Origin of the sequence: Frigoribacterium sp. R86507 (assembly GCF_044597695.1) — a bacterium.
Lineage (GTDB): Bacteria > Actinomycetota > Actinomycetes > Actinomycetales > Microbacteriaceae > Frigoribacterium.
Genome location: NZ_CP139002.1, coordinates 1,229,645 through 1,253,522 on the forward strand (window position 1 = coordinate 1,229,645; position 23,878 = coordinate 1,253,522).

General features: G+C 70.7%; 20 protein-coding genes. 9 read left to right on the forward strand and 11 right to left on the reverse strand.

Annotation, left to right across the window (positions count from 1 at the left end):
* Positions 1-442: 442 nt before the first annotated feature.
* Positions 443-1,570 carry an aminotransferase class V-fold PLP-dependent enzyme gene (locus SJY14_RS05915; protein WP_396600058.1) on the forward strand — a complete coding sequence of 376 codons (1,128 nt, stop codon included), beginning with the start codon at positions 443-445 and terminating at the stop codon, positions 1,568-1,570.
* 315 nt (positions 1,571-1,885) lie between these two features.
* Positions 1,886-3,229 carry a PhoH family protein gene (locus SJY14_RS05920; protein WP_396600251.1) on the forward strand — a complete coding sequence of 448 codons (1,344 nt, stop codon included), beginning with the start codon at positions 1,886-1,888 and terminating at the stop codon, positions 3,227-3,229.
* Between the two features lie 994 nt (positions 3,230-4,223).
* Here the strand turns inward: SJY14_RS05920 and SJY14_RS05925 are convergent.
* The gene (locus tag SJY14_RS05925; protein ID WP_396600059.1) at positions 4,224-4,751 is read right to left on the reverse strand and encodes a hypothetical protein; all 528 of its coding nucleotides are present in this window, start codon (positions 4,749-4,751) and stop codon (positions 4,224-4,226) included.
* A 383-nt stretch (positions 4,752-5,134) separates the two neighbouring features.
* Between SJY14_RS05925 and SJY14_RS05930 the strand changes: the two genes are divergently transcribed.
* Complete coding sequence (locus tag SJY14_RS05930) at positions 5,135-5,737, forward strand: prepilin peptidase (protein ID WP_396600060.1); 603 nt, start codon at positions 5,135-5,137, stop codon at positions 5,735-5,737.
* Between the two features lie 381 nt (positions 5,738-6,118).
* Here SJY14_RS05930 and SJY14_RS05935 read toward each other — a convergent pair whose 3' ends face one another.
* The 5 genes from SJY14_RS05935 to xseA form a co-directional block, all read right to left on the reverse strand.
* Complete coding sequence (locus SJY14_RS05935) at positions 6,119-7,519, reverse strand: class II fumarate hydratase (RefSeq protein ID WP_255364296.1); 1,401 nt, start codon at positions 7,517-7,519, stop codon at positions 6,119-6,121.
* An 85-nt stretch (positions 7,520-7,604) separates the two neighbouring features.
* A complete protein-coding gene (locus SJY14_RS05940) occupies positions 7,605-8,195 on the reverse strand; it encodes a carbonic anhydrase (protein ID WP_071256910.1) in 591 nt (196 codons plus the stop codon).
* 139 nt (positions 8,196-8,334) lie between these two features.
* Positions 8,335-9,018, reverse strand: a complete 684-nt coding sequence (locus SJY14_RS05945) for a DUF4245 domain-containing protein (RefSeq protein WP_396600061.1) — start codon at positions 9,016-9,018, stop codon at positions 8,335-8,337.
* Complete coding sequence (locus SJY14_RS05950; protein ID WP_043597840.1) at positions 9,015-9,245, reverse strand: exodeoxyribonuclease VII small subunit; 231 nt, start codon at positions 9,243-9,245, stop codon at positions 9,015-9,017. Before SJY14_RS05950 ends, SJY14_RS05945 begins: the two co-directional genes overlap by 4 nt.
* Before the next feature lie 9 nt (positions 9,246-9,254).
* Complete coding sequence (gene xseA / locus SJY14_RS05955) at positions 9,255-10,544, reverse strand: exodeoxyribonuclease VII large subunit (protein ID WP_396600062.1); 1,290 nt, start codon at positions 10,542-10,544, stop codon at positions 9,255-9,257.
* 117 nt (positions 10,545-10,661) lie between these two features.
* Between xseA and SJY14_RS05960 the strand changes: the two genes are divergently transcribed.
* Together SJY14_RS05960 and SJY14_RS05965 are read left to right on the forward strand one after the other, a co-directional pair.
* Entirely contained in the window at positions 10,662-11,735 is a 1,074-nt protein-coding gene (locus SJY14_RS05960) for a 4-hydroxy-3-methylbut-2-enyl diphosphate reductase (RefSeq protein ID WP_082454523.1), read from the forward strand.
* Positions 11,732-12,313, forward strand: coding sequence for a DUF6264 family protein (locus tag SJY14_RS05965; RefSeq protein ID WP_071256812.1), 582 nt, complete (start codon positions 11,732-11,734; stop codon positions 12,311-12,313). Before SJY14_RS05960 ends, SJY14_RS05965 begins: the two co-directional genes overlap by 4 nt.
* A gap of 76 nt (positions 12,314-12,389) precedes the next feature.
* On the opposite strand, the gene fbaA is transcribed toward SJY14_RS05965, so the two are convergent.
* A complete protein-coding gene (gene fbaA / locus SJY14_RS05970) occupies positions 12,390-13,418 on the reverse strand; it encodes a class II fructose-bisphosphate aldolase (protein ID WP_071256811.1) in 1,029 nt (342 codons plus the stop codon).
* A gap of 170 nt (positions 13,419-13,588) precedes the next feature.
* Complete coding sequence (locus tag SJY14_RS05975) at positions 13,589-16,918, reverse strand: SdrD B-like domain-containing protein (protein WP_396600063.1); 3,330 nt, start codon at positions 16,916-16,918, stop codon at positions 13,589-13,591.
* 121 nt (positions 16,919-17,039) lie between these two features.
* Here SJY14_RS05975 and glpX point away from each other — a divergent pair, with 121 nt between their 5' ends.
* A complete protein-coding gene (glpX, locus tag SJY14_RS05980) occupies positions 17,040-18,038 on the forward strand; it encodes a class II fructose-bisphosphatase (protein ID WP_043597850.1) in 999 nt (332 codons plus the stop codon).
* Positions 18,039-18,101: 63 nt separating this feature from the next.
* Here the strand turns inward: glpX and SJY14_RS05985 are convergent, their stop codons facing one another.
* Both SJY14_RS05985 and SJY14_RS05990 read right to left on the reverse strand, forming a co-directional pair.
* A complete protein-coding gene (locus SJY14_RS05985) occupies positions 18,102-19,370 on the reverse strand; it encodes a DNA recombination protein RmuC (RefSeq protein ID WP_396600064.1) in 1,269 nt (422 codons plus the stop codon).
* Positions 19,371-19,475: 105 nt separating this feature from the next.
* Positions 19,476-20,105, reverse strand: coding sequence for an exonuclease domain-containing protein (locus SJY14_RS05990; protein ID WP_071256805.1), 630 nt, complete (start codon positions 20,103-20,105; stop codon positions 19,476-19,478).
* A 119-nt stretch (positions 20,106-20,224) separates the two neighbouring features.
* Here SJY14_RS05990 and ychF point away from each other — a divergent pair, with 119 nt between their 5' ends.
* Entirely contained in the window at positions 20,225-21,298 is a 1,074-nt protein-coding gene (gene ychF, locus SJY14_RS05995; RefSeq protein ID WP_396600065.1) for a redox-regulated ATPase YchF, read from the forward strand.
* Positions 21,299-21,340: 42 nt separating this feature from the next.
* Positions 21,341-22,528, forward strand: a complete 1,188-nt coding sequence (locus SJY14_RS06000) for a N(5)-(carboxyethyl)ornithine synthase (RefSeq protein ID WP_396600066.1) — start codon at positions 21,341-21,343, stop codon at positions 22,526-22,528.
* A gap of 31 nt (positions 22,529-22,559) precedes the next feature.
* On the opposite strand, the gene SJY14_RS06005 is transcribed toward SJY14_RS06000, so the two are convergent.
* Positions 22,560-23,108 (reverse strand): TetR/AcrR family transcriptional regulator, encoded by a 549-nt coding sequence (locus SJY14_RS06005; RefSeq protein WP_396600067.1) that lies wholly within the window; start codon positions 23,106-23,108, stop codon positions 22,560-22,562.
* Positions 23,109-23,161: 53 nt separating this feature from the next.
* On the opposite strand from SJY14_RS06005, the gene SJY14_RS06010 reads away from it, so the two are divergent.
* Positions 23,162-23,875 (forward strand): MBL fold metallo-hydrolase, encoded by a 714-nt coding sequence (locus SJY14_RS06010; RefSeq protein ID WP_396600068.1) that lies wholly within the window; start codon positions 23,162-23,164, stop codon positions 23,873-23,875.
* Positions 23,876-23,878: the final 3 nt, after the last annotated feature.

Here is a 23,878-nt window from a genome sequence, read left to right on the forward strand (position 1 = left end):
ACGGGGCTGGTGTCGGCAACTCCGGAGTTCGGCCGCGCCGCGCCTCCTGCGGGGGTTTGGTCGTGCCGTTCCCCTGAGTTGCCGGCGGCCCGATTGTGGATCGCGGGCGCGAGTCAGCGGGAGTGGGCTGGTGCCGGCAACTCCGGAGTGGGGCTGCGCCGCGCCTCCTGGTGGGGTTTGGTTGTGCTGTTCCCCTGAGTTGCCGGCGGCCTGATCGTTGAGCGCGGGCGCGAGTCAGCGGGAGTGGGCTGGTGTTGGCAACTCCGGAATCGGGCTGCGCCGCGCCTCCCGAGGGGGTTTGGGCGTGCCGTTCTCCTGAGTTGTCGGCGGCCCACGCCACGGCCGCGCACGCGCCTGCGCCGACGACGGGACGAGGAGGCGCGGGTCGGCGGACCACGGACGGCACTACGGTGGACCAGTCACCCCCGCCTAGGAGAACACCGTGAAGACCATCGACGACCTCGCCTCGAGGTTCACCGACGAACCCGGATACTTCGACTTCGCGAAATGGGGACCCATCTCGAGCTCCGTCGCCGACGAGCAGCGCTCGTTGGTCGAGGTGCAGGCTCGGGCCCGCTTCGGCTCCGAGATCGCCCTGACCGAGCAAGCAGGCCGCGTCGGACGGGCGATCTCGTCACTCGTCGGCTTCGCCCCCGACCACGTCGTCTTCCAGCCGAACACGAGTGCGGGGCTCACGCACACGCTGTTCGGGCTGACCGGGCAGGTGCTGATGTCGCCTCGGGACTACCCGAGCATGCCCGTCGCGGCGACCCGGTCGGCGGAGGCGCTGCGCGTGCTCGAGCCGGTCTGGATGGACCTCGATCACGACGTCGTGACGCCGGCCGTGGTGCAGCGCCACCTCACCGACTCGGTCACCGCCGTCGCCGTCAGCCTGGTGGACTACCGCACGGGGTACCTCGTGGACCTCGAGGGCATCCGTCAGGTCATCGGCGATCGGTTGCTGGTCGTCGACGCGATCCAGGGGTTCGGCGTGGTCGACGCGCCCTACGCCGTGGCCGACGTCGTCGCGTCGGGCGGCCAGAAGTGGGTCCGGGCCGGATGGGGGACGGGCTTCCTGGCCTTGAGCGATCGGGCGCTCTCCGCCCTGACCCCGGTGTTCAGCGGTGTCGCCGGCAGTGATCTGGCCCTCGCCGGCTCGTACCACGAACGGCAGCCGACCCGTCCGGGTGCCGCGGCCTTCCAGCTGACGCATCCCGACCCCATCGCCCAGGCGCGGTTCGCCACGGCTCTCGAGGACCTCGCCGACGTGGGCGTCGCCGCCGTCTCGCGAGCCGTGGCCGAACGGGCCACCCGGGTGATCGACCTCGCCGACGAGTTCGCCGTGCCGGTGGTCTCGCCTCGCGACGAGGCGGAGCGGGCCGGCATCGTCGTGCTCGAGCCCGCCCTCGACCAGATGACGACGCTGACGGCGGCACTGATCAACCACGGGGTCACGGCGACCGTGCGCGACACGACCGTGCGGCTGAGCGTGCACGTGTCCACGGGCGACGACTCGTTCGAGATGCTGCGGGGCGCGTTCACCTCGTTCGGCACGAGCGTCTTCTACTAGGGCGGGTCCGGCGGGGCCGGACGAGGCCGGGCGGGCCGTGGGGGAGCGGGGTGGGCCCGGCAGGGCTGGGCGGGGTGGATCTCGACCGGCCGTCACCCTCGACCAGCACATGAGGGTCGTTCACCTGATCGTCACACGACACGGTCGCGTCGGTGATGCGGATGTCGGAGGCGCGTCGTAGGTTCGTCACATCGGGCAAGGAGCCCGGTCGAGACGGCCACGAAAGTTCGCCTCGAACTGCTTCGCGGCCGTCTCTGCAGAAGGTACCCGGGTGCCCAGCCGCCCGAGGACGGAGTGGTCGTGACCGCGTCGAACATCACCTCAACCGAACGCAACACCGCATCAGCCACGGGGGGTGACCAGGCGGTCGCCCAGCGCACCTACGTGCTCGACACGTCGGTGCTGCTGTCCGATCCACAGGCGCTCTTCCGCTTTGCCGAACACGACGTGGTGCTGCCCGTCGTCGTCGTCAGCGAACTTGAGGGCAAACGTCACGACCCCGAGCTGGGCTACTTCGCTCGTCAGGCCCTGCGCCTGCTCGACGACCTCCGCGTGAAGCACGACCGTCTCGACTTCCCCGTGGCCGTGGGCGACGGGGGCTCGCTGCGAGTCGAGCTGAACCACTCGAACATGTCGGTCCTGCCCTCGGGCCTGCAGCTGAACGACGCCGATTCGCGCATCCTCGCCGTCGCGTCGAACCTCGCCGCCGACGGGCTGGCCGTCACGGTGGTGTCGAAAGACCTGCCCCTGCGGGTGAAGGCCGCGTCGATCGGACTGGCCGCCGAAGAGTACCGGGCCGAGCAGGTCGTCGACAGCGGGTACACCGGGCAGGCCTCGATCGACGTCTCGAGCGAGCAGATGGCGTCGTTCTACGAGTCCGAGAAGATCTCCTCCCGTTCGCTCGCGGACGTCCCCGTGAACACCGGGGTGGTCGTGCACTCGGATCGTGGCTCGGCGCTGGGGCGGGTGTTCGCCCGCGGCGAGGCACGTCTCGTCCGCGGCGATCGCGACGTCTTCGGGCTGCACGGCCGCTCGGCCGAGCAGCGTCTGGCGATCGACCTGCTGCTCGATCCCGAGGTGGGCATCGTGTCGCTAGGCGGCAGCGCCGGTACGGGCAAATCAGCCCTCGCGCTCTGCGCCGGCCTTGAGGCCGTCCTCGAGAAGCAACAGCACAAGAAGATCATGGTGTTCCGACCGCTCTACGCGGTGGGCGGCCAAGACCTGGGGTTCCTCCCGGGCGATGCCGGCGAGAAGATGAACCCTTGGGCCCAGGCTGTCTTCGACACGCTCGGTGCGATCGTGTCCCAGAACGTCCTCGACGAGGTGGTCGAGCGGGGCATTCTCGAGGTGCTGCCCCTGACTCACATCCGGGGCCGGTCGTTGCACGACGCGTTCGTGATCGTCGACGAGGCCCAGTCCCTCGAGCGCAACGTGCTCTTGACCGTGCTCAGTCGCATCGGCCAGAACTCGCGGGTGGTGCTCACCCACGACGTGGCGCAGCGCGACAACCTGCGCGTCGGCCGTCACGACGGGGTCGCCTCGGTCATCGAGACACTCAAGGGCCACCCGCTGTTCGGTCACGTGACGCTGACCCGCTCCGAGCGGTCCGCGATCGCGGCCCTCGTCACCGAGATGCTCGAGTCGAACGACCTCACTTAGCAGGGGACGCAGGAGGCGCTGGTCACCCGACCCGCGCCTCCTGCGGCTCGGGCGGTGCCGCGTGCGCTCGGCGTCAGCCGGCCAGGGGGTGGCGACCGGCGCGCGGCGTCGGCAACTCAGGAGATCGGCGCGCTGACGGTGTCCGGTGCCGCACGTGGTCGTCGTTCTCCTGAGTTGGCCGCGGTGTGTTCGGGGTCGCGTCGTGCTCTGCCGTCCGCGACGGGCCCCGTCGCGGTGCGATCCGCGCGTCGCCCGGCCACCGCCTACTGGGTCGGTAACTCAGCATGTCGACACGGTTCGAGTGCGGATGGACGTCTGCACGCGGCATTCTCCTGACTTGCCAGCGAGTGTGGGGTGGGGCCGTTGACGGCAAGGGGCGTGGCCGAGGAGTGCGGGGCCGTGCAGGCCGGGTTGCCGACGTGCGCAGAGACTCGGGCGGGACGCGGGCGCGGGTGCGGCGCGGGCGCGGACGCGGCGGGGGTGCAGTGCGGGCGCGGCGCGGGCTCTTCGGCGTGGTGGGTGCCGGTGAGCCGTCGAGCCGGTGTGCGGAACGCCCCGGCCCCAGCTCGCGCGAAGCCGTCCTTCTCCACCGGGGGGCTCCTACGCACCGCCGAGGAGGCGCGGGTCGCGTCACCCTGTGGGCATGCAGCAGATCGCGACCCACGTCAGGAATGCCGGCGGCGTCCTCCACAAGCGGGATCTCGTCGCCCTCGGAGCCACCGACCGGATGCTCACCGCAGCCGTGCGCTTCGGGCACGTGCATCGGGCCCGTCGAGGTTGGTACACGACCTTCCCGCCGGGTGATGCGAGGTACGAGGCCGTGCGCATCGGGGGCAGGTTGACCGGGGCGTCGCTCTTGGCCCTATTTGGGGCGTGGATGTGGACGGCCGCTCCCACCCTCAGCGTCGTGGTGCCGCCTGGAGCGTCACGACTCCGGCCACGGCGTGGCGCGACGGTCCGGTGGCGTGCCGACGGGCGGGTGCCCTCTCGTCCGTCACCCGGAACGGCGTCCCGTCACCCCGACGGGGACGAACACGCGGTGGACGACGCACGCCGGGCGGCCTGGGCCGTACCCCTTCGAACCGCTCTGGTGGACGCCGTCGTGGCCGCACCTCTCGACGAGGCGGTCGCCCTGCTGGACTGGGCGCTGTCCAGCGGTCACTTCTCGGTCGTCGGACTGCACGAGGCCTTCGCGGGGGCACCGGCCGACGTGAGGGGCATCGTCGACTGGGCCGACGCCCGAAGCGAGAGCTTCATCGAGAGCGTCATGAGGGTGACCTTCGTCTGTCTGGGACACCGGGTCGAGTCGCAGACCCGGGTCGGCCCGGGGGATCGTCGTCGCATCGACGTCGTCGTCGACGGTGTCGTCGCCCTCGAACTCGACGGCCGCAGCTGGCACGGCGACACGTTCGACGCAGATCGGCTGAAGGACCTGGCCATCACGATCCAGGGTCGGACCGCCCTTCGAGCCAGTTACGAGATGGTGCGCGACCATCGACCGCTCGTCGTCGAGGCCGTCCACACGGTGCTCGGGGATGCCCGACGGCCTCGACGCCGTCTCGTCGAGCCCCGCGGACGTGCCCGCCGTCCTGGTGTCCGGCGGACACGGGGGCGACGCCCGTGGCATCTGGTTCGGCCGGCTCGAGCACGCGCCTCGCCCCCGGGTCCGCCTGGACCGGGGACGGCTTCGACATCGGGAGCGTCATGACCTCGTCGGACGGTCTCCAGGACGGGACGATGTTGCCGGACGGGACGCGCTCGGTGGACGGGGGCGGCTCGCCGGACGGGACGCGCTCGGTGGACGGGAACGGCTCGCCGGACGGGATGCGCTCGTCGGACCGGGGAGCAGCTCGACGCGGTGGTGGGCCGCTGTCCGAGCGCACGCAGGCCCGCGAAGCAGTCGCCGTGGCTGCACTGTCGGCGGTCGCGGTCGCGGTCGCGGCCGTCACGCCTCACGCCGCCCCGCTCGCGGGCGCGAACGCGGGGGCGGTGACGCTCGTCGGGTTTCTCGGAGTCGCGGCCGTGACACCGGCTCTGGTCCGGATTGACCTCGCCGAACGTCGACTACCGAACGTCCTGGTCGGAGTGGCCGCGGGTGCGTGGGCTGTGTCGACGGCTCTGCGCGTCGCCGGGGGTGACCCCGCCCAGGCGGTGACGAGCCTGGCCCTCGCCTTGGCCGCCGCTGTGTTCGGTCTGCTGGCCGCCCTCGCGGGCGGCATGGGCATGGGGGACGTCAAGCTCGGGGCCGTGTTGACCGGTCTCCTGTCGACGGGCGACGTGACGGCTCTGCTGGCCTTCTGGGGTCTTGCCGGAACGCTGGCCATCGGCATCGCCGGCGTTCAGAGGTTCGGCACGAGGTCGCGACGGTCACGGTCGCGTCCAGCGGCAGATTCGGCACCGCCGGGTCGGGGCGTCCCCTTCGGGCCGTGCCTGCTCGCGGCGTTCTGGTGTGTCGTTGCCGGCCGTTCGGCCGACGTCAGCATCGATGCCGTCGTGACGCTGCTGTGACGTTCGCGCTGCGGTTCGACTGCGGCCACAGGACGAGGAAGAGCAAGAGGAGAAACCGAGACGTCGAGGAGGCGCGGGTCCGTCACCGACGGACGCGCGCCCCCTCGACGTGCTGCGGGCGCGACGCCGATCGGCGACGTCCCGGTCGGAGACGCCCGATGGGCTGCTGGTCCTGCCGCGGCGGCGACCCGGACAGAGCGGCGACCCTGACGGGGCGACCCGGACGAAGCGCCGCGCGGGCAGGGTGCCGAACCGGGCTGGGTGCCGCGCGGGCTGGGCGCCGCGCTTTGGGCTCAGCCCGTCAGGGCAGAGCTGGGCGCGCCGCGCGTCAGGCTCAGCCCGGCAGGGCAGGGCAGAGCAGGGCGCCCTGCCGGGCGGGGCTCAGCCCGGGTGGGTCATGCTGAGCACGTCGAGTGCGGTGTCGAGCTGCTGCTCGGTGACCTCGCCCCGCTCGACGAACCCGAGGTCGACGACGGCCTCGCGGACGGTGAGTTTCTGGGCGACCGCGTGCTTGGCCACCTTCGCCGCCGCCTCGTAGCCGATGACCCGGTTGAGCGGCGTCACGATCGAGGGAGAGGACTCGGCGAGGGCACGGGCGTGCTCGACGTTGGCCTCGAGCCCGTCGACGGTCTTGTCGGCCAGGGCGCGGGTGGCGTTCGAGAGCAGGCGGATCGACTCGAGCAGGGCCGTGCCCATCACGGGGATCGCCACGTTGAGCTCGAAGGCTCCGGACGCGCCGGCCCAGGCGATCGTCGCATCGTTGCCGATCACCCGTGCCGAGACCATGAGCACGGCCTCGGGGATGACCGGGTTGACCTTGCCGGGCATGATCGACGAGCCGGGCTGCAGATCGGGGATGTGCAGCTCGCCGAGGCCTGCGTTGGGCCCCGAACCCATCCATCGGATGTCGTTGTTGATCTTCGTGAGGCTCACGGCGAGCACTCGCAAGGCACCGGAGGCCTCGACGAGCGCGTCGCGCGCGCCCTGCGCCTCGAAGTGGTCGAGCGCTTCGGTGACGGGCAGTCCGCTGTCGTCCGCGAGGGCGGCGATGACCCGTTGAGGGAAGCCCTGGGGAGTGTTGATGCCGGTCCCCGTGGCCGTTCCGCCCAGGGGGACCTCGGCCACGCGGGGGAGGGCGCTCTGCACCCGGTCGATCGCGAGACGGATCTGCCGTGCGTAGCCGCCGAACTCTTGGCCGAGGGTGACCGGCGTGGCGTCCATCAGGTGGGTGCGGCCTGCCTTCACCACGTCGGACCAGGCCGAGGCCTTCTTCTCGAGGGCGATGGCCAGGTGGTCCAGGGCGGGGATCAGGTCGTGCAGCAGCGCACCCGTGACGGCGACGTGGACGGAGGTCGGGAAGACGTCGTTCGACGACTGCGACGCGTTGACGTGGTCGTTGGGGTGGACGGCGACGCCGTCGACCGTGCCGGCGAGGGTGGCGAGCACCTCGTTCATGTTCATGTTCGACGAGGTGCCGCTGCCCGTCTGGTAGACGTCGACCGGGAACTGGTCGTGGTGGCTGCCGGCGATGATCTGGTCGGCGGCCGACACGATCGCGTCGGCGACGGGCCGGTCGATGATGCCCATCTCGCCGTTCACCAGGGCGGCCGCCCGCTTGATGCGAGCCAGCGCCACGATCTGCGCGGGCTCGAGGCCGGCCCCGCTGATGGGGAAGTTCTCGACGGCACGCTGTGTCTGGGCACGGTAGAGAGCCGATGCAGGAACGCGCACCTCGCCCATCGTGTCGTGCTCGATGCGGTACTCGGTCTCGGATGTGGTCACGACGTCGTGGTCCTTTCCTCGGGCCCTGCCGGGCTGCTGCGCCCGTCGAGGGCGCGGGGCGTCGGAGCGTTCGCCCCGACTCGGTTCAGAGTCGGCCGACGACGACCGAAGGGTCGACCCGCCCGTTGGCGAGGTCGTAGTTCGCGCCGACCACGGCCAACTTACCGTCCGCGACGGCGGACGCGATGAGGGCGGACCGGTCGACGAGCGTGCGGACGGACGCCTCGATGTGCAACTGGCCGACCGTGCGGGGGTCGAGGTCGGCACCGTTCTCGAGATCGAGCTGGGCACGCTCGACCGACGGCATGATCATGTCGATCAGCCCGCCCAGGAACGCCGACCCGGGGGCGGCGTCGGAACCGATCGAGTCGATGGCCGAGGCGACGGCACCGCAGCTGTCGTGGCCGAGCACCACGATGAGGGGGACGTGCAGCACCGAGACGGCGAATTCGAGCGAGGCGATGACCGTGTCGCCGACCACCTGGCCGGCGTTGCGCACGACGAAGAGGTCACCGAGGCCGACGTCGAAGATGATCTCGGCGGCGAGTCGCGAGTCGGCACAGCCGAAGAGGGCGGCGACGGGTTCTTGCCCGGCGGCGAGCGACGACCGCCGGTCGCTGTCCTGATGAGGATGGCGCGGCGCCCCCTCGACGAAGCGGTGGTTGCCGTCGACCATGCGGCTCCACGCCGTCCCCGGCTCGGACCGGGTCGCCGTCGCGGGTGCGGGGACGTCCGTGGGTCGGGGCGTCGCCGCCGTGTTCTCGGAGGGGGAAGGGGCAGCGGGCACACCTGCGGCGGGGTCGTGTCGGGTCACGTCATTCGCTTTCTTGGCTGGAGATCTGTTCGGCCAGGGAGGTGGCCAGGACGTCGAACTCGGAGTCGTCGGCCGTGCCATACAGCACGTACGAGCTACGGTCGACCGTGGTGGTCAGGGCGTAGGCGTAGTTGCCCGGGTCGTCGGCGTCACGCCGGTCGTAGACGTCCCAGGTGAGACCGCCGATCGACCGGGTCGACGTCGCCGCGGCGTTCTGCACCTGCAGGCTGACCCAGGTCGGGTTGGCGTCGATGCCCTGTTCGAGGCCGATGAACTGCTGGTCGGGGGTGATGAGCCCGACGTACCAGGTCGGCACGTCGTCGCGGGTGGACGACCGGACCTCGGCCGCGTTCGACGACCACCCGTCGGGCAGCGGAGGCGCGGCGAGGGGAGCGTCGACGCTCGCCTGGGCCTGTGCCGCGACCTGCACGTAGTCGATCTCTTGACGATTCACGGTGCCGCTCGGGCGGACCACGACGAGCACGAGGAAGAGCACGATGCCGAGCGAGGCGACGATCGACAAGGTCAGGTTGATCGCCGTCTGGTTCGCATAGTGCTTGCGGGTGTTCTCGGCCTTGCGCGCCGCGGTCTCGTCAGGGGTCTCGGGTCGGCCGAGTTCGGCGACGACGCGGGGCTCACGAGGACGTCGCGGGCCCCGGCGGCCGCCGTCGGAAGGGGAGGTCATTCGGCGGACACCTGGCGGCGGGCCGCTTCGAGGCGCTCTCGCGCCCCCATCAACCACTCTTCGCAGCGCCGGGCGAGTGCCTCGCCGCGTTCCCAGAGGGCGAGCGAGCGTTCGAGGGTCGAGGCGCCCTGCTCGAGTTCGTTCACGACGGACACGAGCTCGTCGCGGGCCTGCTCGTAGCTGAGCGAGGAGACGTCGGGCGGGGTGCTGGTCGGGGTGGTGTCCACGGGACGATCCTAACGAGGGGTGCTGACGGAGGACGCGGCAGACGCCACGGGTGAGGAGTCGCCCGCCGCGTCGGAGCCTGGGGAGGAGGCGCCGGTGCTGACGGCGCCCACCGCGCCTCCGTCGGTGGTCACGAGGAGGCGCGTCTCGGCGGGGGCCTCGTCGGGGGAGCGCAGCACGCCGCCCGACGGAAGCTGCACGATCGCGTAGCCGCGGCGCAGCGTGCCCTGCGGCGACAGGGCGCGCAGTTGCGCCGTGAGCTCGGAGACCCGGGTGTGCGCCCTCTCGACGGCCCGCCCGACGAGTTCTTCACCCCGTGCGACCGCCCGGACGACCTCGTCGGCCCGGACGTCGACGAGGGTCTGGGGTGAGGCGAGCACGGGCCTGCTGCGGATCTGTTCGAGTCGGTCGATCTCGGTGGCGACCAGCGAGGTCAGACGCATGCCGATGCGGGTGCGCGCCTGTTGCACGCGCGACAGTTCTTCGGTCACGTCGGGGACGACCCGTTTGGCGGCGTCGGTGGGTGTGGACGCACGCAGGTCGGCGACGTCATCGAGCAGCGGCCGGTCGGCCTCGTGCCCGATCGCACTGACGACCGGTGTCGTGCATGCCGAGACGGCGCGGACGAGTCCCTCGTCGCTGAAGCCGAGCAGGTTCTGGAAGTCGCCCCCGCCTCGGGCGACGATGATGACGTCGACCTCGTCGTCGGCGTCGAGACGCTGGATCGCCGCCGTGACCTCGCCGACCATGCGGTCGCCCTGCACCGCCGCGTGAACCACCCGGAACGAGACCGAGGGCCACCGCAGCTGGGCGTTGCGCAGGACGTCTTTCTCGGCGTCGCTGTCTTTGCCGGTGACCAGGCCGATGCACCCGGGCAGGAACGGCAGGGCCCGCTTGCGCTCGGGGGAGAAGAGCCCCTCTGCCGTGAGCTGGCGGCGGAGGCGTTCGAGTCGCTCGAGGAGGTCGCCGAGCCCGACGTGACGCATGTCGAACACCTGCATCGTGAGGCTGCCGCCCTTGACCCAGTAGTTCGGCTTGACGGCGGCGATGACGCGGTCGCCCTGCTTGAGGTCGGCGGGCACCCGCGACTTCACGCTGGACCAGATGGAGAACGACACGGTGGCGTCTTGTTCGAGGTCGCGGAGCTTGCCGTAGACGTTGCCCCCGGAGACGTTCCACTGGGTGATCTCGCCCTCGACCCAGGCCGTGCCGAGACGATCGATCCAGTCGCGCACCTTGCTCGCGAGGAGCCCGACGGGCCACGGGGACTCGGCCGTGGGAGGAGGGGGAACGATCGTCATGGAGCTCCGTTCGAGGGGGTGGTCGACACCGGCAGGACGAGCGACGGCCCGGGGCGATCGACCGTTCGTGCGGTCGCTCCCAGTACGTGACCAGTCCGGCACACCTAGACTCGTCGGGTGAGCCACATCTCCAACGGCGCCCTCGCCATCGACCTGCCGACACCGCGTGTTCCTGCGGTGCGGAACAGGCTAAAGGATACCCCCGTCAACGGACGCAAGCGGGTGCTGCTCGCGGCACCTCGCGGGTACTGCGCCGGCGTCGACCGAGCCGTCATCGCGGTCGAGAAGGCGCTCGAGCACTACGGTGCTCCCGTCTACGTCCGCAAGCAGATCGTCCACAACGTCCACGTCGTGGCGACCCTCGAGAGCCAGGGAGCGATCTTCGTCGACGAGGTCGACGAGGTCCCCCAGGGGTCGCACATCGTCTTCAGCGCGCACGGCGTCTCGCCGGCCGTCGTGAAGGGTGCGGCCGATCGCGAGTTGCAGGCCATCGACGCGACCTGCCCGCTCGTCACGAAGGTGCACCGCGAGGCCGTCCGCTTCGGCAACCAGGGCCGTCACATCATCCTCATCGGCCATGCCGGGCACGAAGAGGTCGAGGGCACGATGGGTCACGCGGCGGACCGTACGACCCTCGTGCAGAACCCGGGCGAGGTCGACGACCTCGTCGTCGCCGATCCCGACAACCTCGTCTGGCTGTCGCAGACCACCCTCAGCGTCGACGAGACGATGGAGACCGTGCGTCGTCTGCGCGAGCGCTTCCCGAGCATTCAGAACCCGCCGAGCGACGACATCTGCTACGCCACGCAGAACCGCCAGGTCGCGATCAAGAAGGTCGCCCAGGGCGCCGATCTCGTCATCGTCGTCGGCTCGGCGAACAGCTCGAACAGCGTGCGTCTCGTCGAGGTCGCCCTCGAGCACGGGGCCAAGGCCGCCTACCGCGTCGACTACACGAACGAGATCAAGCAGGAGTGGCTCGACGGCGTCGAGACGGTGGGGGTCACCTCCGGCGCGTCGGTGCCCGAGGTCCTCGTCGACGAGGTGCTGGCCGACCTGTCCGACGCCGGCTACGTCGACGTCCAAGAAGTCGTCACGGCCGAAGAGGACTTGATGTTCTCGCTCCCGAAGGAACTCCGGAAAGACGCGACGGGCCAGGTCGACGCGCGCGGCCTCGGCGGTCGCACCCGATGACCGACGACCGTCCGAAGCCGCGCTACGGCGAGTACGCCCCCGAGGGTTGGGTGAATCCGGTCACGGCCGAGGCCGACAGCGCCGAGGAGGCGCGGGTCGCCGACCAGGACGCGCGGCCCGCGGTCTCGACCGACGTCCGCCCCGGTGACGAGACCCGCACGGCGCCTCCTGCGCTCACGACCGGGCGCCGCATCGACCGGGTGGCGACGTTCGCCCTGATCGGGCTGGGGGCCTTCGGAGCGATCCAGGCCGTCGCCCGCGTGCCCGGCTATGCGACGACGCAGCTCGCCCAGTTCGAGACGTTCGGGCTCGATCTCTCGGGGTTCGGCTCGTCGGCCGCGCTGCAGACCTTCGGTGTCGTCATGGCCGTTCTGGCCGTGGCGCTCTTCGCCGTCTCGACCTGGTGGACCCTCCGGCGGCTGCGCGCCGGGCGTCTCGGATTCGTCGTGCCCCTCGTCGCCGGTGTCGTCTTCGGTCTCGTGCAGGGGTTCGGAGCGGCGGCCATCCTGATGGGCGATCCAGCCTTCGCCGAAGCGATGCAGAGCTTCACGAACGACTACTTCTCGGGGTCGAACTGATCCTCGCCGCACGTCTCGACGACGAAGCCCCCGAGCACTCGCTCGGGGGCTTCGTCGTGCGACCAGGAGGCGCGGGTCAGCTCGCCGACTGACCGTACGACCCGAGCTGCTTCGTCGCCTCGACGACGCGGGCGGCCATGGCGGTCTCGGCGACCTTGCCCCAGGCGCGGGGGTCGTACTGCTTCTTGTTGCCGACCTCGCCGTCGACCTTGAGGAAGCCGTCGTAGTTCTTCAGCACGGTGTCGGCGATGGATCGGCTGAAGGCGTACTGCGTGTCGGTGTCGAGGTTCATCTTCACGACACCGTTCGAGACGGCCTCGGCGATCTCGGCGTCGGACGATCCCGAGCCACCGTGGAAGACGAGTTCGAGGGGCTTGTCGGCCGTGCCGAATTTCTCCTGGATGCCCTGCTGGATCTCGCCGAGCAGCTCGGGTCGCAGTTTGACGTTGCCCGGCTTGTACACGCCGTGCACGTTGCCGAAGGTGAGTGCAGCGATGTAGCGGCCGTGCTCGCCGAGGCCGAGCGCCTCGACCACGCGGGTGACGTCGCCCACCGTGGTGTAGAGCGCGTCGTTGGTGCCCTCGTGCTGGACACCGTCTTCTTCGCCGCCGACGACGCCGATCTCGACCTCGAGGATGGCGTTGATCGCCTTGGTGCGCTTCAGCATGTCCTGGGCGATCGAGATGTTCTCGTCGAGCGGGACGGCCGAACCGTCCCACATGTGCGACTGGAACAGCGGGTTGCGACCGGCCCGGACCTCTTCTTCGGAGGCGGCGATCAGCGGCAGCACGAAGCCGTCGAGAGCGTCCTTCGGGCAGTGGTCGGTGTGCAGGGCGACGGTCACGGGGTAGTTCTTCGCGACCTCGGTCGCGAACTTCGCGAAGGCGATGGCCCCCGCAGCACGGTTCTTGACGGTGTGGCCGGCGAAGTAGTCGGCGCCGCCGGTGGTGACCTGGATGATGCCGTCGCTGCCCGCCTCGGTGAGGCCCTGCAGCACGGAGTTGATCGTCTGCGACGAGGACACGTTGATGGCGGGGTAGGCGAAGCCCTTGTTCTTCGCCTTGTCGAGCATCTCGGCGTACTGCTCGGGGGTTGCGACGGGCATGGAATCTCCTTCGATCGGTGACCGTGGTCTGGTTCGGGCTGCGTCATCAGCCTACCGACGGGTGCTGTGCCTCGTGCCCCGTGCCGAGGAGCCCCGGGGACCACCGCATGGCCCGTTCGGACCACCGCGGGGCCGGGTGCTTCGTGTGTCGCACCCGACCCCGCGTCGCATCACCTCTCGAGTCGGCGTCGGCGGACCGTCAGGACCCCGAGGGCGAGCAGAGCGATGCCCAGGGTGAGACCGCCCGCGAGGAGGGCTGCCGACGTGCCGGTGAAGGCGAGCCGAGCAGGGGGCGGACCTGATCCCGAGTCGGAGGCGTCCACCGGCCCAGCGCCTCCGGGCGTCGTGGTGTCGCCGGAATCACCCTGGTCTTCGTCGCCCGGAGGCTCGGTGACCGGGGGGTCGATCACGGGCAGGTCGGGGATCAGGCCGGCGTCGACGTCCGACGTGGACGTGACGCTCACCAGGTCGCCGTCGGAATCCTCGACCCGGTCGATGCGGACCGTGGCCCGGCCCTTCTCGTCGACGTCCGAGTCTCGCCGGGGATCGTCGCCCTGATGTGCTGAGGTCCAGACACGGCTCGCGGCACCGGCGTCGAGGACGTACGTGCCGGGCCGGAGCGCGTCGAACTCGTACCGACCTTCAGCATCCGTCGTCGTCTCGCGGTCGACGTCGTCGCCCCGATCGTCCACTCCGGTCAGGACGAGGTGCAGATCGGCCACTCCCGGTTCGTCGCCCTGGAGTCCGTCGCCGTCGACGTCGGCCCACACCTGGTCGCCGATCGAGCCCGACACGAACGTCGTCGAGACCACCTGGGACGCCAGAGCGGTCGAGATGTCGGGCGTGCGAAGAGTGAAGTCGGAGGCCAGGACGGCGTCTCGAGCACCACTCTCGGCCACCCGGACCACCAGGTCGTGCCGGACGATCTGTGACGGTGCCACGGCGTCGTCGGTGTCGATGCGCACGGCCGTCACCTCGGCCCACGACGACGGACAGCCGACCGACCCGAACAGGTCGACGGTGCACCAGGTGGGTCCGTCGTCACCGGGGTCGCTCGGGACGCTCGACGCGGCGGCCGCCGTGTATCGCACCTCCTCGCCGCTCGATGCTGCAGCGACGGGCCCGACCAGTTCGACGTGTGTTCCGACGGCGGTTCCGCGACCGTCGGCATCGTGGGGCAGGACGGCCACCAGGGCGGACGAGCTCATGTCGGTCGGCGCCAGGTTCTGGTAGCGCAGGGTGAACGTCACCTCGTCTCCGAGGACGTGTCGTTCCGCGTCGACGGTCTCGCCGACGTTGAAGCCCGCCCCAGCCAGGACATGGAGCCCCCGGGTCGCCTGTTTGCGGGGGTCGTCAGACACGTCACGGTCCCACACCACGGAGGCGGTCGAGACGACGGGGCCGACGGCCGCCCCGAGGACGACGTCGAAGGTCACGGCCGGCAGGACGTCGTTGGGGCGGACGTCCGGGAAGCGCCAGGTGATGCGCTGCTGGAGGACACCGTCGGCACCCGTCTCGTCGACGACGGACTCCGGCCGACGGGAGGCGCTGCCCTCGACGTAGGACGCACCCGGTGGCAGCAGGTCGGTGACCAGGAGGTCGCCCGGCAGACCGTTCCCGGTGGCGTTCGTGACCGTCGGGTAGACGGCGAACGTCACGGTCTCGCCTGCGCGCGCGAAACGGGTCGCGTCGGGGGTGTCGTCCGCATCGTGCCCCGGGTCGACGACCTTCGTGGTGACCCGGGCCAGGTCTGCGGTCATCGTGAGGAAGTCCGCCCAGCCGCCGTTGGCCTCGTCCGCCGGGTTGCGGTCGTGCACCCACGGTCCGTCGGTCACCCGCTGCACGCTCGTGAAGGATCGGACGCGCTGCAGATCGGGGAGGTCGTCGTGCAGCGAGACGAAGACGTTGAAGCCGATGGTCGCGTCTCCGGGGTGGTCGAACGACCAGACCACCTTGCCGACGGCCTCCGGGCCACCGGGGACGTCGGTCGGGTTGTCGTACCAGTCGTCGCCGGAGCCGCACTCGGCGTCCCGCAGGTCAGAAGGATCGTCGGCACCGAACGCGGCGAAGGCGGGGCGACCGGTCGTGGCGCGGTCCGAGGAGACGGCCCAGTTCGCTCCGACCTGCCGGAGGGACTGGACGTCCCGGTCGAAGACGGTGCAGAGCTTCGTGCCCGACCAGGTCGTCGTGCCGGCGTTGCGCAAGGTGCCCCGGATGACGAGGTCCTGGCCGGGGGTGACGTAGGGCTGGTCGTACTTGCCCGAGGCGTTCCAGGTCGTGGCCGTGCCCTGCTCGGCTCCGAAGTACCGCTGCGAGCCCTGGAGGCCGGTGAACTCGCCGATGTTCCGGTCGACCACGTTGTTGTTCGAGGGCTCCGAGCCGTCGAGGTAGTTGGACTGCCCCGAGACGGAGGACGCCACGAGATCCCTGTACACGTTGCGGGCCGTGAAGGAGTCGCCCGCCGCGGGTCGCGGCACCCACAGGCTCACGTAGCCGGAGACGACGTACGGCTTGACGCCGCCGGTGATGGGCGTGCCCGAGACGGACCGAGACGGGACGGAGGCCAGGGACGAATCGATGCCGGCGATGCTCACCGTGACGGGTTCACCCGGACCGGATTGCGTGCACGTGAACTCGCCGGAGTCGACCACGGCGTCCGTCCCACCGCCTCGACCGCCCGGTGCCCCGGCCACCTGACCGGTGTTGACCCCGCAGGCGGGTGCGTCGTCGAGGGGTGACAGGACAGCCGGACTGCTGTTCGAGCCGTACATCCTCGAGACGTCGTCGACGAACGAGATGCCGCCCCCGAGGGACTCGAGCCCGAGGGTGCCTTGTTCGGGCTGCAGCCCGTCGCCGTGCAGCAGCACCGGATAGACGATGCGGAACCCCGGCGTGACGCCGTCGGGCCCGACCGTCTCGGAGAAGTCCGGCACGACCGTCGACGCCGCGAGGTCCCATCGGGGGGCGGCACTGACGACGACGTCGTCGGACGTCGCGGGGACGGGGACGGAATCCGCCGCGGCCAGCTGCCCGGCGACGGCGGCGATCGAATTCGCCGGAGCGGTCTGGGGCACCCAGGTCACGATCGGGATGGCGAGGAGTCCTCGCTCGAGAGACCCGATGCGGCAGGTGAGGTGCTCGGGGGTGACCCGGGAACCCGCGCCGCACTGGTCGGGCAGGTCGGAGAAGACGGAACCCGAGACGGCGTCGAGCTCGAGCACGACGTCGTCGGCTCGGCCCGAACGGGCCCCGAGCAGAACCGACCACGTGACGGCGTCCGCCGTCCGGACGCGTCCGTTGTTCGCGGAGGAGTCCGCCCCCGGGGTGTCGTCCCCCGGGGTGAACGGACCGTGGCCGTCCTCGGAGGACTCGATCGTGAGGGTGAGATCGGCGTCGGAGACCGACGGGGCGGCCGACGCGGAGACGGCACCGGAGGCGAGCGCGGTCGACACCACGGCGAGGGCCGTGACTCGGCGTCGCCACGGGAAGGAGGGGGGCATGAACAGCCTTTCGACGAGAGTCGACGAGATGAGGTACGCGGAATGTCGCGCTGAAGGTTGCCATCCAGAATGTCATTAAAACGCGCCTCATGTAAGCCCTGATCCGAGTAAGGTCGTCGACATGGCTGACACGGATTCCGGAACCCTTTATTCGCACCCCGATCGCAACCTGGGCATGGAACTGGTCCGGGCCACCGAGGCGGCCGCGATCCGTTCCGCTCCGTTCATCGGCAAGGGCGACAAGAACGCCGCCGACAAGGCCGCGGTCGATGCCATGCGCAAGTTCTTGGGTACCGTCGCGTTCGACGGCGTCGTCGTGATCGGCGAGGGCGAGAAGGACGAAGCCCCGATGCTGTTCAACGGTGAACACGTCGGCAACGGTTTCGGTCCGGCCTGCGACATCGCCGTCGACCCGATCGACGGCACGAGCCTCACCGCGGCCGGCCGCATGAACGCCCTGTCGGTCATCGCCGTCAGCGACCGCGGCAGCATGTACGACCCCAGCGCCGTCTTCTACATGGACAAGATCGTGACCGGTCCCGAGGGCCGCGGCATCATCGACCTCGACCGTCCGATCGGTGAGAACATCACCGCCCTGGCCGCGGCCAAGGGCATCGCGGTCGAGGACATGCAGATCGCCGTCCTCGACCGCCCGCGTCACGCCGACCTGATCGCCGAGATCCGGGCCGTGGGCGCCTCGACCCGGCTGCTGCTCGACGGGGACGTCGCCGGCGGCATCAACGCAGCCCGTCCCGACTCGCGCATCGACATGTGCGTCGGCGTCGGCGGCACCCCCGAGGGCATCATCACGGCGTGCGCGGTCAAGGCCCTCGACGGTCTGATCCTCGCTCGTCTCGCTCCGAAGGACGACGCCGAGCGCCAGAAGGCGATCGACGCCGGTCACGACCTCGACCGCGTGCTCGACCAGGACGACCTCGTCACGGGCGACAACGCGTACTTCGTCGCCACCGGGGTCACCGACGGCGCCCTCGTCGCCGGAGTCACGCGCAAGCAGGGCATGATCCGCACGTCGAGCATCGTGCTGCGCTCGCACTCGGGCACAATCCGTCGCGTCGAGGCCGACCACCTCGTCTCGAAGTGGTACGGCGAAAAGGCCTGACCTCCACGCCGCCTCACGACATGACGAACGCCCGGCCGCGGTCGGGCGTTCGTCGTGTCGGGCTCAGTCGCGGTCGGTGCTGCTCTCGTCGAGTGCCGACGCCAGTTCGGGTGCGGTGAGCTCGCGCGGTGACTCCTCGACGGTCGTCGGGGTCGCGAGGACCTTGGACTCGTCGAGCATGCTGAGCCGACGGGCCGACGGGAGGACCGTCCGTTCGAGCGACCCGACGAACCGGTTGTAGTCGGTGACGCCGGCGCGCAACGACCGGCCGAGCTTGTCGACGTGACCTGCCATGGTCGATAGTCGCCCGTAGAGCTCGCGGCTGAGGTCGAACAGCTCTTTCGCCTCGGCGGTGACGACGTCCTGCTGCCAGCTGAACGCGACGGTCTTGAGCACCGACCAGAGGGTCACGGGCGATGCCAGGGCGACGCGCTTCTGGAACGCGTAGTCCATCAGGGCCGGGTCGGCCTCGAGGGCGGACGACACGAGCGACTCGCTCGGGATGAACGCGATGACGAGTTCGGGTGAGGAGTCGAGCCCGGCCCAGTAGGTCTTGCCCGCCAGGGCGTCGACATGGGCGCGCAGTGCCTTGACGTGCTGCCGCACGAGTCGGTCGCGTCGGGCGCCCTCGTCGCCCGTGGCGGAGGCGGGGATGGCGCTGGCCTCGAGGTAGGCCGAGAACGGCACCTTGGCGTCGACCGCGATGTTCTTGCCCCCGGGGAGGTGCACCACCATGTCGGGCCGACCGGAGCCTGCGTCGGACGAGATCGACGTCTGCACGTCGAAGTCCACGCGCTCGACGAGGCCCGCGGCTTGCACGACGTTGCGCAACTGGGTCTCGCCCCAGACGCCGCGCGTGCTGTTCGACTTCAGCGCCGAGGCGAGCGACTCGGCCGTCCCGCGGAGCCGCTCGCCCGATTCGGCCGCGGTGCGCAGCTGCTCGCTGATGGCGCCGTACTGGAGGGTGCGTTCGGCCTCGAGCTCGGCCACCTTCTGTTGAACGGCCTGCAGGCTCTCGGCCACCGGGCTGAGCGCGACGAGCACCTGACCGTCGGCGCGTGCCCTCTCGGCCTCGGCGATGCGGACGTCGCGGAGGCGGTCCTGGAACTCGCGGAGGCGGTCTTCTTGCTGCGCGATCTGGCGTCGGTACTGGTCGTCCTGACCCTCGAGGCGCTCGCGTGAGGCGTCGGCCAGGGCCCGCGCTGCGGCGAGGTCGGACGACAGGCGTGCCGTCGCCTCGGCCGCGCGTGTTCGGGCGACGAGCATCCCGACGGCGACGCCGAGCACGAGGCCGAGCAGCAGGGTGAGGAACAGGGCGAGCGGGAGGGGCATGACGGCAGTGTGGCAGCGGCCACCGACACCGGTCGGTGGTCGCCACGGACGGAGCAGGAGAGGTCGGCGCGCCGCGGGGGCGTCGACGTGGAGGAGCGGAGGGGCTCAGCCGAAGGCCATGGGGCGCCGGTCGGCGCGAGGGACGGCGGATGCCGTCGGTGCCCCGGCCGGCTGCAGCACCTTGACCTTGACCGACGCGGTGGCCGCGAGCTCGCCGAGGTCGGAGGCGCCGTGGAACAGCGCCGCGTGGGCGACGATGGCCGCGCAAGCCTCGGCGTCGGCGAGGGCGTCGTGGTGTGAGAAGGCGTCGAAGCCGGCGGCCGTCGCGGCGACCGGAAGCCGGTACGAGTCGAGCGAGTAGGTCTTGCGGGCGACCTGCAGGCTGCAGAGGTACGACCACGGGGGAGGGGTGAGCCCGGTGGCGGCGCAGGCCGCCTTGATGACGCCCATGTCGAAGCCGGCGTTGTGGGCGACGAAGACGTCGTCGCCGGCGAAGTCGGCGAGCAGCTCGAACTGCTCGGCCCAGCCGAACGCGCCGATCACGTCGCTCGCGACGATGCCGTGGATGCGGGTGTTCCACTCGGAGAACTCGTCGTGCCCGGCCGGTGGCTGGATCAACCAGCCGACCTTGTCGACGACGACCCCGTCGCGGACCTTGACGAGGCCGACGGAGCAGGCGCTGGCGCTGCTCGAGTTCGCGGTCTCGAAGTCGATCGCGGTGAAGTCGATGGGCATTGACTCATGCTCTCACGCGCCTCCGACACCGCCTCCCCAGGCACGGTCGGATGCCGTTCCGTCCCCAGCCGGCTCGACGCCGACGGCACGGCTCGACAGGGCCGGTACGCTTGACCCTCGTGGCTCTCACTATCGCGATCGTCGGACTGCCCAACGTCGGCAAGTCCACCCTGTTCAACGCCCTGACCAAGAACCAGGTGCTGGCGGCGAACTATCCGTTCGCGACCATCGAGCCCAACGTGGGCATCGTCAACCTGCCCGACCCGCGCCTCCAGGTGTTGGCCGGCCTCTTCGGCAGCGAGAAGATCCTGCCCGCGCCGGTGTCGTTCGTCGACATCGCCGGCATCGTCAAGGGGGCGAGCGAGGGCGAGGGGCTCGGCAACAAGTTCCTGGCGAACATCCGCGAGGCCGACGCCATCGCCGAGGTCGTGCGCGGCTTCGACGACCCCGACGTCGTGCACGTCGACGGCAAGGTCGACCCCGAGAGCGACATGGGCACGATCAACACCGAGCTGATCCTCGCTGACCTCGAGACGGTCGAGAAGGCGCTGGTCCGATACGAGAAAGAGCTGCGGCTCAAACGCGTCGAGCCGATCGTGCACGAGACGGCCGTCACCGCCCGCGATGCCCTGCAGCGCGGCGAGGCGCTCTCGGCCACGAGCATCGACCTCGAGCCGATCCGCGAGCTGGGGCTGCTCACCGCGAAGCCCTTCATCTACGTCTTCAACGTCGACGAGGCCGTCCTCACCGACGAGGCGCGCAAGGCCGAGCTGCAGGCGCTGGTCTCGCCGGCCGAGGCGATCTTCCTGGACGCGCAGGTCGAGTCCGAGCTGATCGGCCTCGACGACGAGGACGCCGCCGAGCTGCTCGCGTCGCTCGGGCAGGACGAGTCCGGTCTCGACCAGCTCGCCCGCATCGGGTTCGAGACGTTGGGCCTGCAGACCTACCTGACGGCGGGCCCGAAAGAGACCCGCGCGTGGACGATCGGCAAGGGCTGGAAGGCCCCGCAGGCCGCCGGAGTCATCCACACCGACTTCGAGAAGGGCTTCATCAAGGCCGAGGTCATCTCGTTCGACGACCTGGTCGAGACCGGCTCCATCGCGGAGGCGCGCTCAGCGGGCAAGGCCCGCATCGAGGGCAAAGAGTACGTCATGCAAGACGGCGACGTGGTGGAGTTCCGCTTCAACAACTGACCCTCCGGCTCGGGGGCGAGCGCCACTCATCTACTCTCAAGCATGAGCCAAACGGATTTCACGCCCACCGGCACCACCTCCGGCACCCCCGCACTGCTGCGCCTCGGCGTCCTGGCCACCTCGCGCAAGCCCGACGAGCGGCGCCTGCCGATCCACCCCGCCCACCTCGACCGCATCGACGCCGATCTGCGGGCAAACATGACCCTCGAGCGCGGCTACGGCCTGCGCTTCGGCATCCCCGACGCCGACCTCGAACCCCTCGTCGCCCTGGCCGACCGTGAACAGATCGTCGCCGACAACGACATCGTCCTGCTGCCCAAGCCGCAGGACGCCGACCTCGAGGGCCTCCGCGACGGCCAGACCCTCTGGGGCTGGCCGCACTGCGTCCAGGACCGCGAGATCACCCAGCTCGCCATCGACAAACGCCTCACCCTGATCGCATGGGAGGCCATGAACCACTGGCAGCCCGACGGCGGCTACGGCCTGCACGTCTTCCACAAGAACAACGAACTCGCCGGCTACTGCTCGGTGCTGCACGCCCTCCAGCTCTGCGGCTCGACCGGCGACTACGGCCGTCGCCTCAGCGCCGTCGTCATCGGCTTCGGCGCCACCGCTCGCGGCGCGGTCACGGCCCTCAACGCCCACGGCATCCACGACGTCCGCGTGCTGACGAACCGCAACATCGCCGCCGTCGGCTCACCGATCCCGTCGGTCGACATCTTCCAGTTCGAGCACGACGCCGAGACGCCCGGTGCCAGCACCGTGAACACCCCCGACGGGTCGGTCGCCCTCGCTCCGTTCCTCGCCGCCGCCGACATCGTCGTCAACTGCACCCTCCAGGACCCGAACGCCCCGCTCACCTACCTGCGAGAGACCGATCTCGACGCCTTCCGCCCCGGCAGCCTGATCGTCGACGTCTCGGTGGACGAGGGCATGGGCTTCGACTGGGCCCGGGCCACGACCTTCGCCGAGCCGCTCGTCACCGTCGGCGCGACCACGAACTACTACGCCGTCGACCACAGCCCCTCCCTGCTGTGGAACTCCACGACGTGGGAGATCAGCGAGGCCCTCCTGCCGTTCCTGCGCAGCGTCATGGAGGGGCCGACCTCGTGGGCGTCGTCCGACACCATCCGCCGGGCCATCGAGATCGCGGAGGGGCGGGTCGAGAACGAGGCGATCCTCGAGTTCCAGCACCGCGCCTCCTCGTACCCGCACGCGGCGCTCGGCTGAGCGGAGCGGCAGTCGGGGCGGTCGAGCCGGACTAGACCGCAGGAGGTGCGGCGAGGGCCGCCAGGACGCGCCCGGCCCCGAAGTCCCAGGCCTCGTCGACGTCGCCGCCCAGCTGGAAGCCGCCGTTGAGTTCCATGATGACGAAGCCCGCCACCCACGCCGTGAGTGTGCGGGCGGCGTCGAGGGCATGCGCGGGCCCGACGAGCTGCTCGCCGACCCGGAGGGCGGCGGCGCTCGCCGCGGCGCCGAACTCGCGTCGCGCGGTGGGGACGCCGGGCCCGGGCGTCATGACCAGCTGGAACGCGGCCGGGCGTTCGTGACCGAAGGCCCGGAAGGTGTCGAGCACCTCGCGGGCCGACCCCGCCCCGTCGAGCCGCGCGGCCAGGTCGGTGAGGGTGGCCTCCGCGACCGACCGCAGCAGCGCCTCCCGGTTCTCGACGCGCTTGTAGAGCGAGGGAGCGCGCACACCGACCCGCGCCGCGACCGCGGCCATCGTCAGGCCGGCGGGGCCGTCGGCCTCGAGCAGCTCGCGGGCGGCGAGGAGGATGGCGTCGAGCGAGGTGCGGTCCGGTGTGGGCATCCGTCGAGTATAGCTATTGACAATAGCCATGATGGCTAACTACCGTAGCCATCATGGAACTCGCACCCTCCCTCCGCCGCATCGGCAACGACATCGTCGCCGCCTACCTCGTCGTCACGCCCGAGGGCGTGACCGTGATCGACGCCGGCCTGCCCGGCCTCTGGTCCGAACTCGTCACCGAACTCGCCGCCGTCGGACGCACCCTGGCCGACGTGAAGGGCGTCGTCCTCACCCACGGCGACTCCGACCACGTCGGCTTCGCCGAACGGCTGCGACGCGACCACGGGGTGCCCGTGTACGTCCACGCGGCCGACGCGTCCCGGGCGAAAGGCGGACCGAAGCCGAAGAACGGCATGCCTCCGATGAAGCTCGGCCCCCTGCTGGGCTTCGCCGGTTACAGCCTGCGCAAGGGCGGGGCGAAGACCGCCTGGCTCACCGAGGTCGTCGAGGTGCACGGCGGAGAGACCCTCGACCTGCCGGGCTCGCCTCGGGTCATCCCGATGCCCGGGCACTCCGAGGGCAGCATCGCCGTCTTCGTCCCGAGCGTCGACGCCGTCTTCGTGGGCGACGCCCTGACCACGCGCCACGTGACGACCGGTCACGTCGGGCCCGCACCGGCTCCGTTCACCGACGAGCCCGAGCAGGCCCTGGCGTCGCTCGACGCCCTGCTCGAGACCGGTGCGACCTGGGTGCTGCCGGGACACGGCGCCCCCTGGGACGGCGGAGTCGTCGCCGCGGTGAGCGCCGTCCGAGCCGCCGCGCGCTGACCC

Bases quoted from the DNA above. Each gene is read 5' to 3' on its own strand.
- SJY14_RS05940 (WP_071256910.1), bottom strand. From the start codon at position 8,195: ATGGTCGACGGCAACCACCGCTTCGTCGAGGGGGCGCCGCGCCATCCT.
- SJY14_RS05945 (WP_396600061.1), bottom strand. From the start codon at position 9,018: ATGACCTCCCCTTCCGACGGCGGCCGCCGGGGCCCGCGACGTCCTCGT.
- xseA (WP_396600062.1), bottom strand. From the start codon at position 10,544: ATGACGATCGTTCCCCCTCCTCCCACGGCCGAGTCCCCGTGGCCCGTC.
- SJY14_RS05965 (WP_071256812.1), top strand. From the start codon at position 11,732: ATGACCGACGACCGTCCGAAGCCGCGCTACGGCGAGTACGCCCCCGAG.
- fbaA (WP_071256811.1), bottom strand. From the start codon at position 13,418: ATGCCCGTCGCAACCCCCGAGCAGTACGCCGAGATGCTCGACAAGGCG.
- SJY14_RS05975 (WP_396600063.1), bottom strand. From the start codon at position 16,918: ATGCCCCCCTCCTTCCCGTGGCGACGCCGAGTCACGGCCCTCGCCGTG.
- glpX (WP_043597850.1), top strand. From the start codon at position 17,040: ATGGCTGACACGGATTCCGGAACCCTTTATTCGCACCCCGATCGCAAC.
- SJY14_RS05985 (WP_396600064.1), bottom strand. From the start codon at position 19,370: ATGCCCCTCCCGCTCGCCCTGTTCCTCACCCTGCTGCTCGGCCTCGTG.
- SJY14_RS05990 (WP_071256805.1), bottom strand. From the start codon at position 20,105: ATGCCCATCGACTTCACCGCGATCGACTTCGAGACCGCGAACTCGAGC.
- SJY14_RS06000 (WP_396600066.1), top strand. From the start codon at position 21,341: ATGAGCCAAACGGATTTCACGCCCACCGGCACCACCTCCGGCACCCCC.
- SJY14_RS06005 (WP_396600067.1), bottom strand. From the start codon at position 23,108: ATGCCCACACCGGACCGCACCTCGCTCGACGCCATCCTCCTCGCCGCC.
- SJY14_RS06010 (WP_396600068.1), top strand. From the start codon at position 23,162: ATGGAACTCGCACCCTCCCTCCGCCGCATCGGCAACGACATCGTCGCC.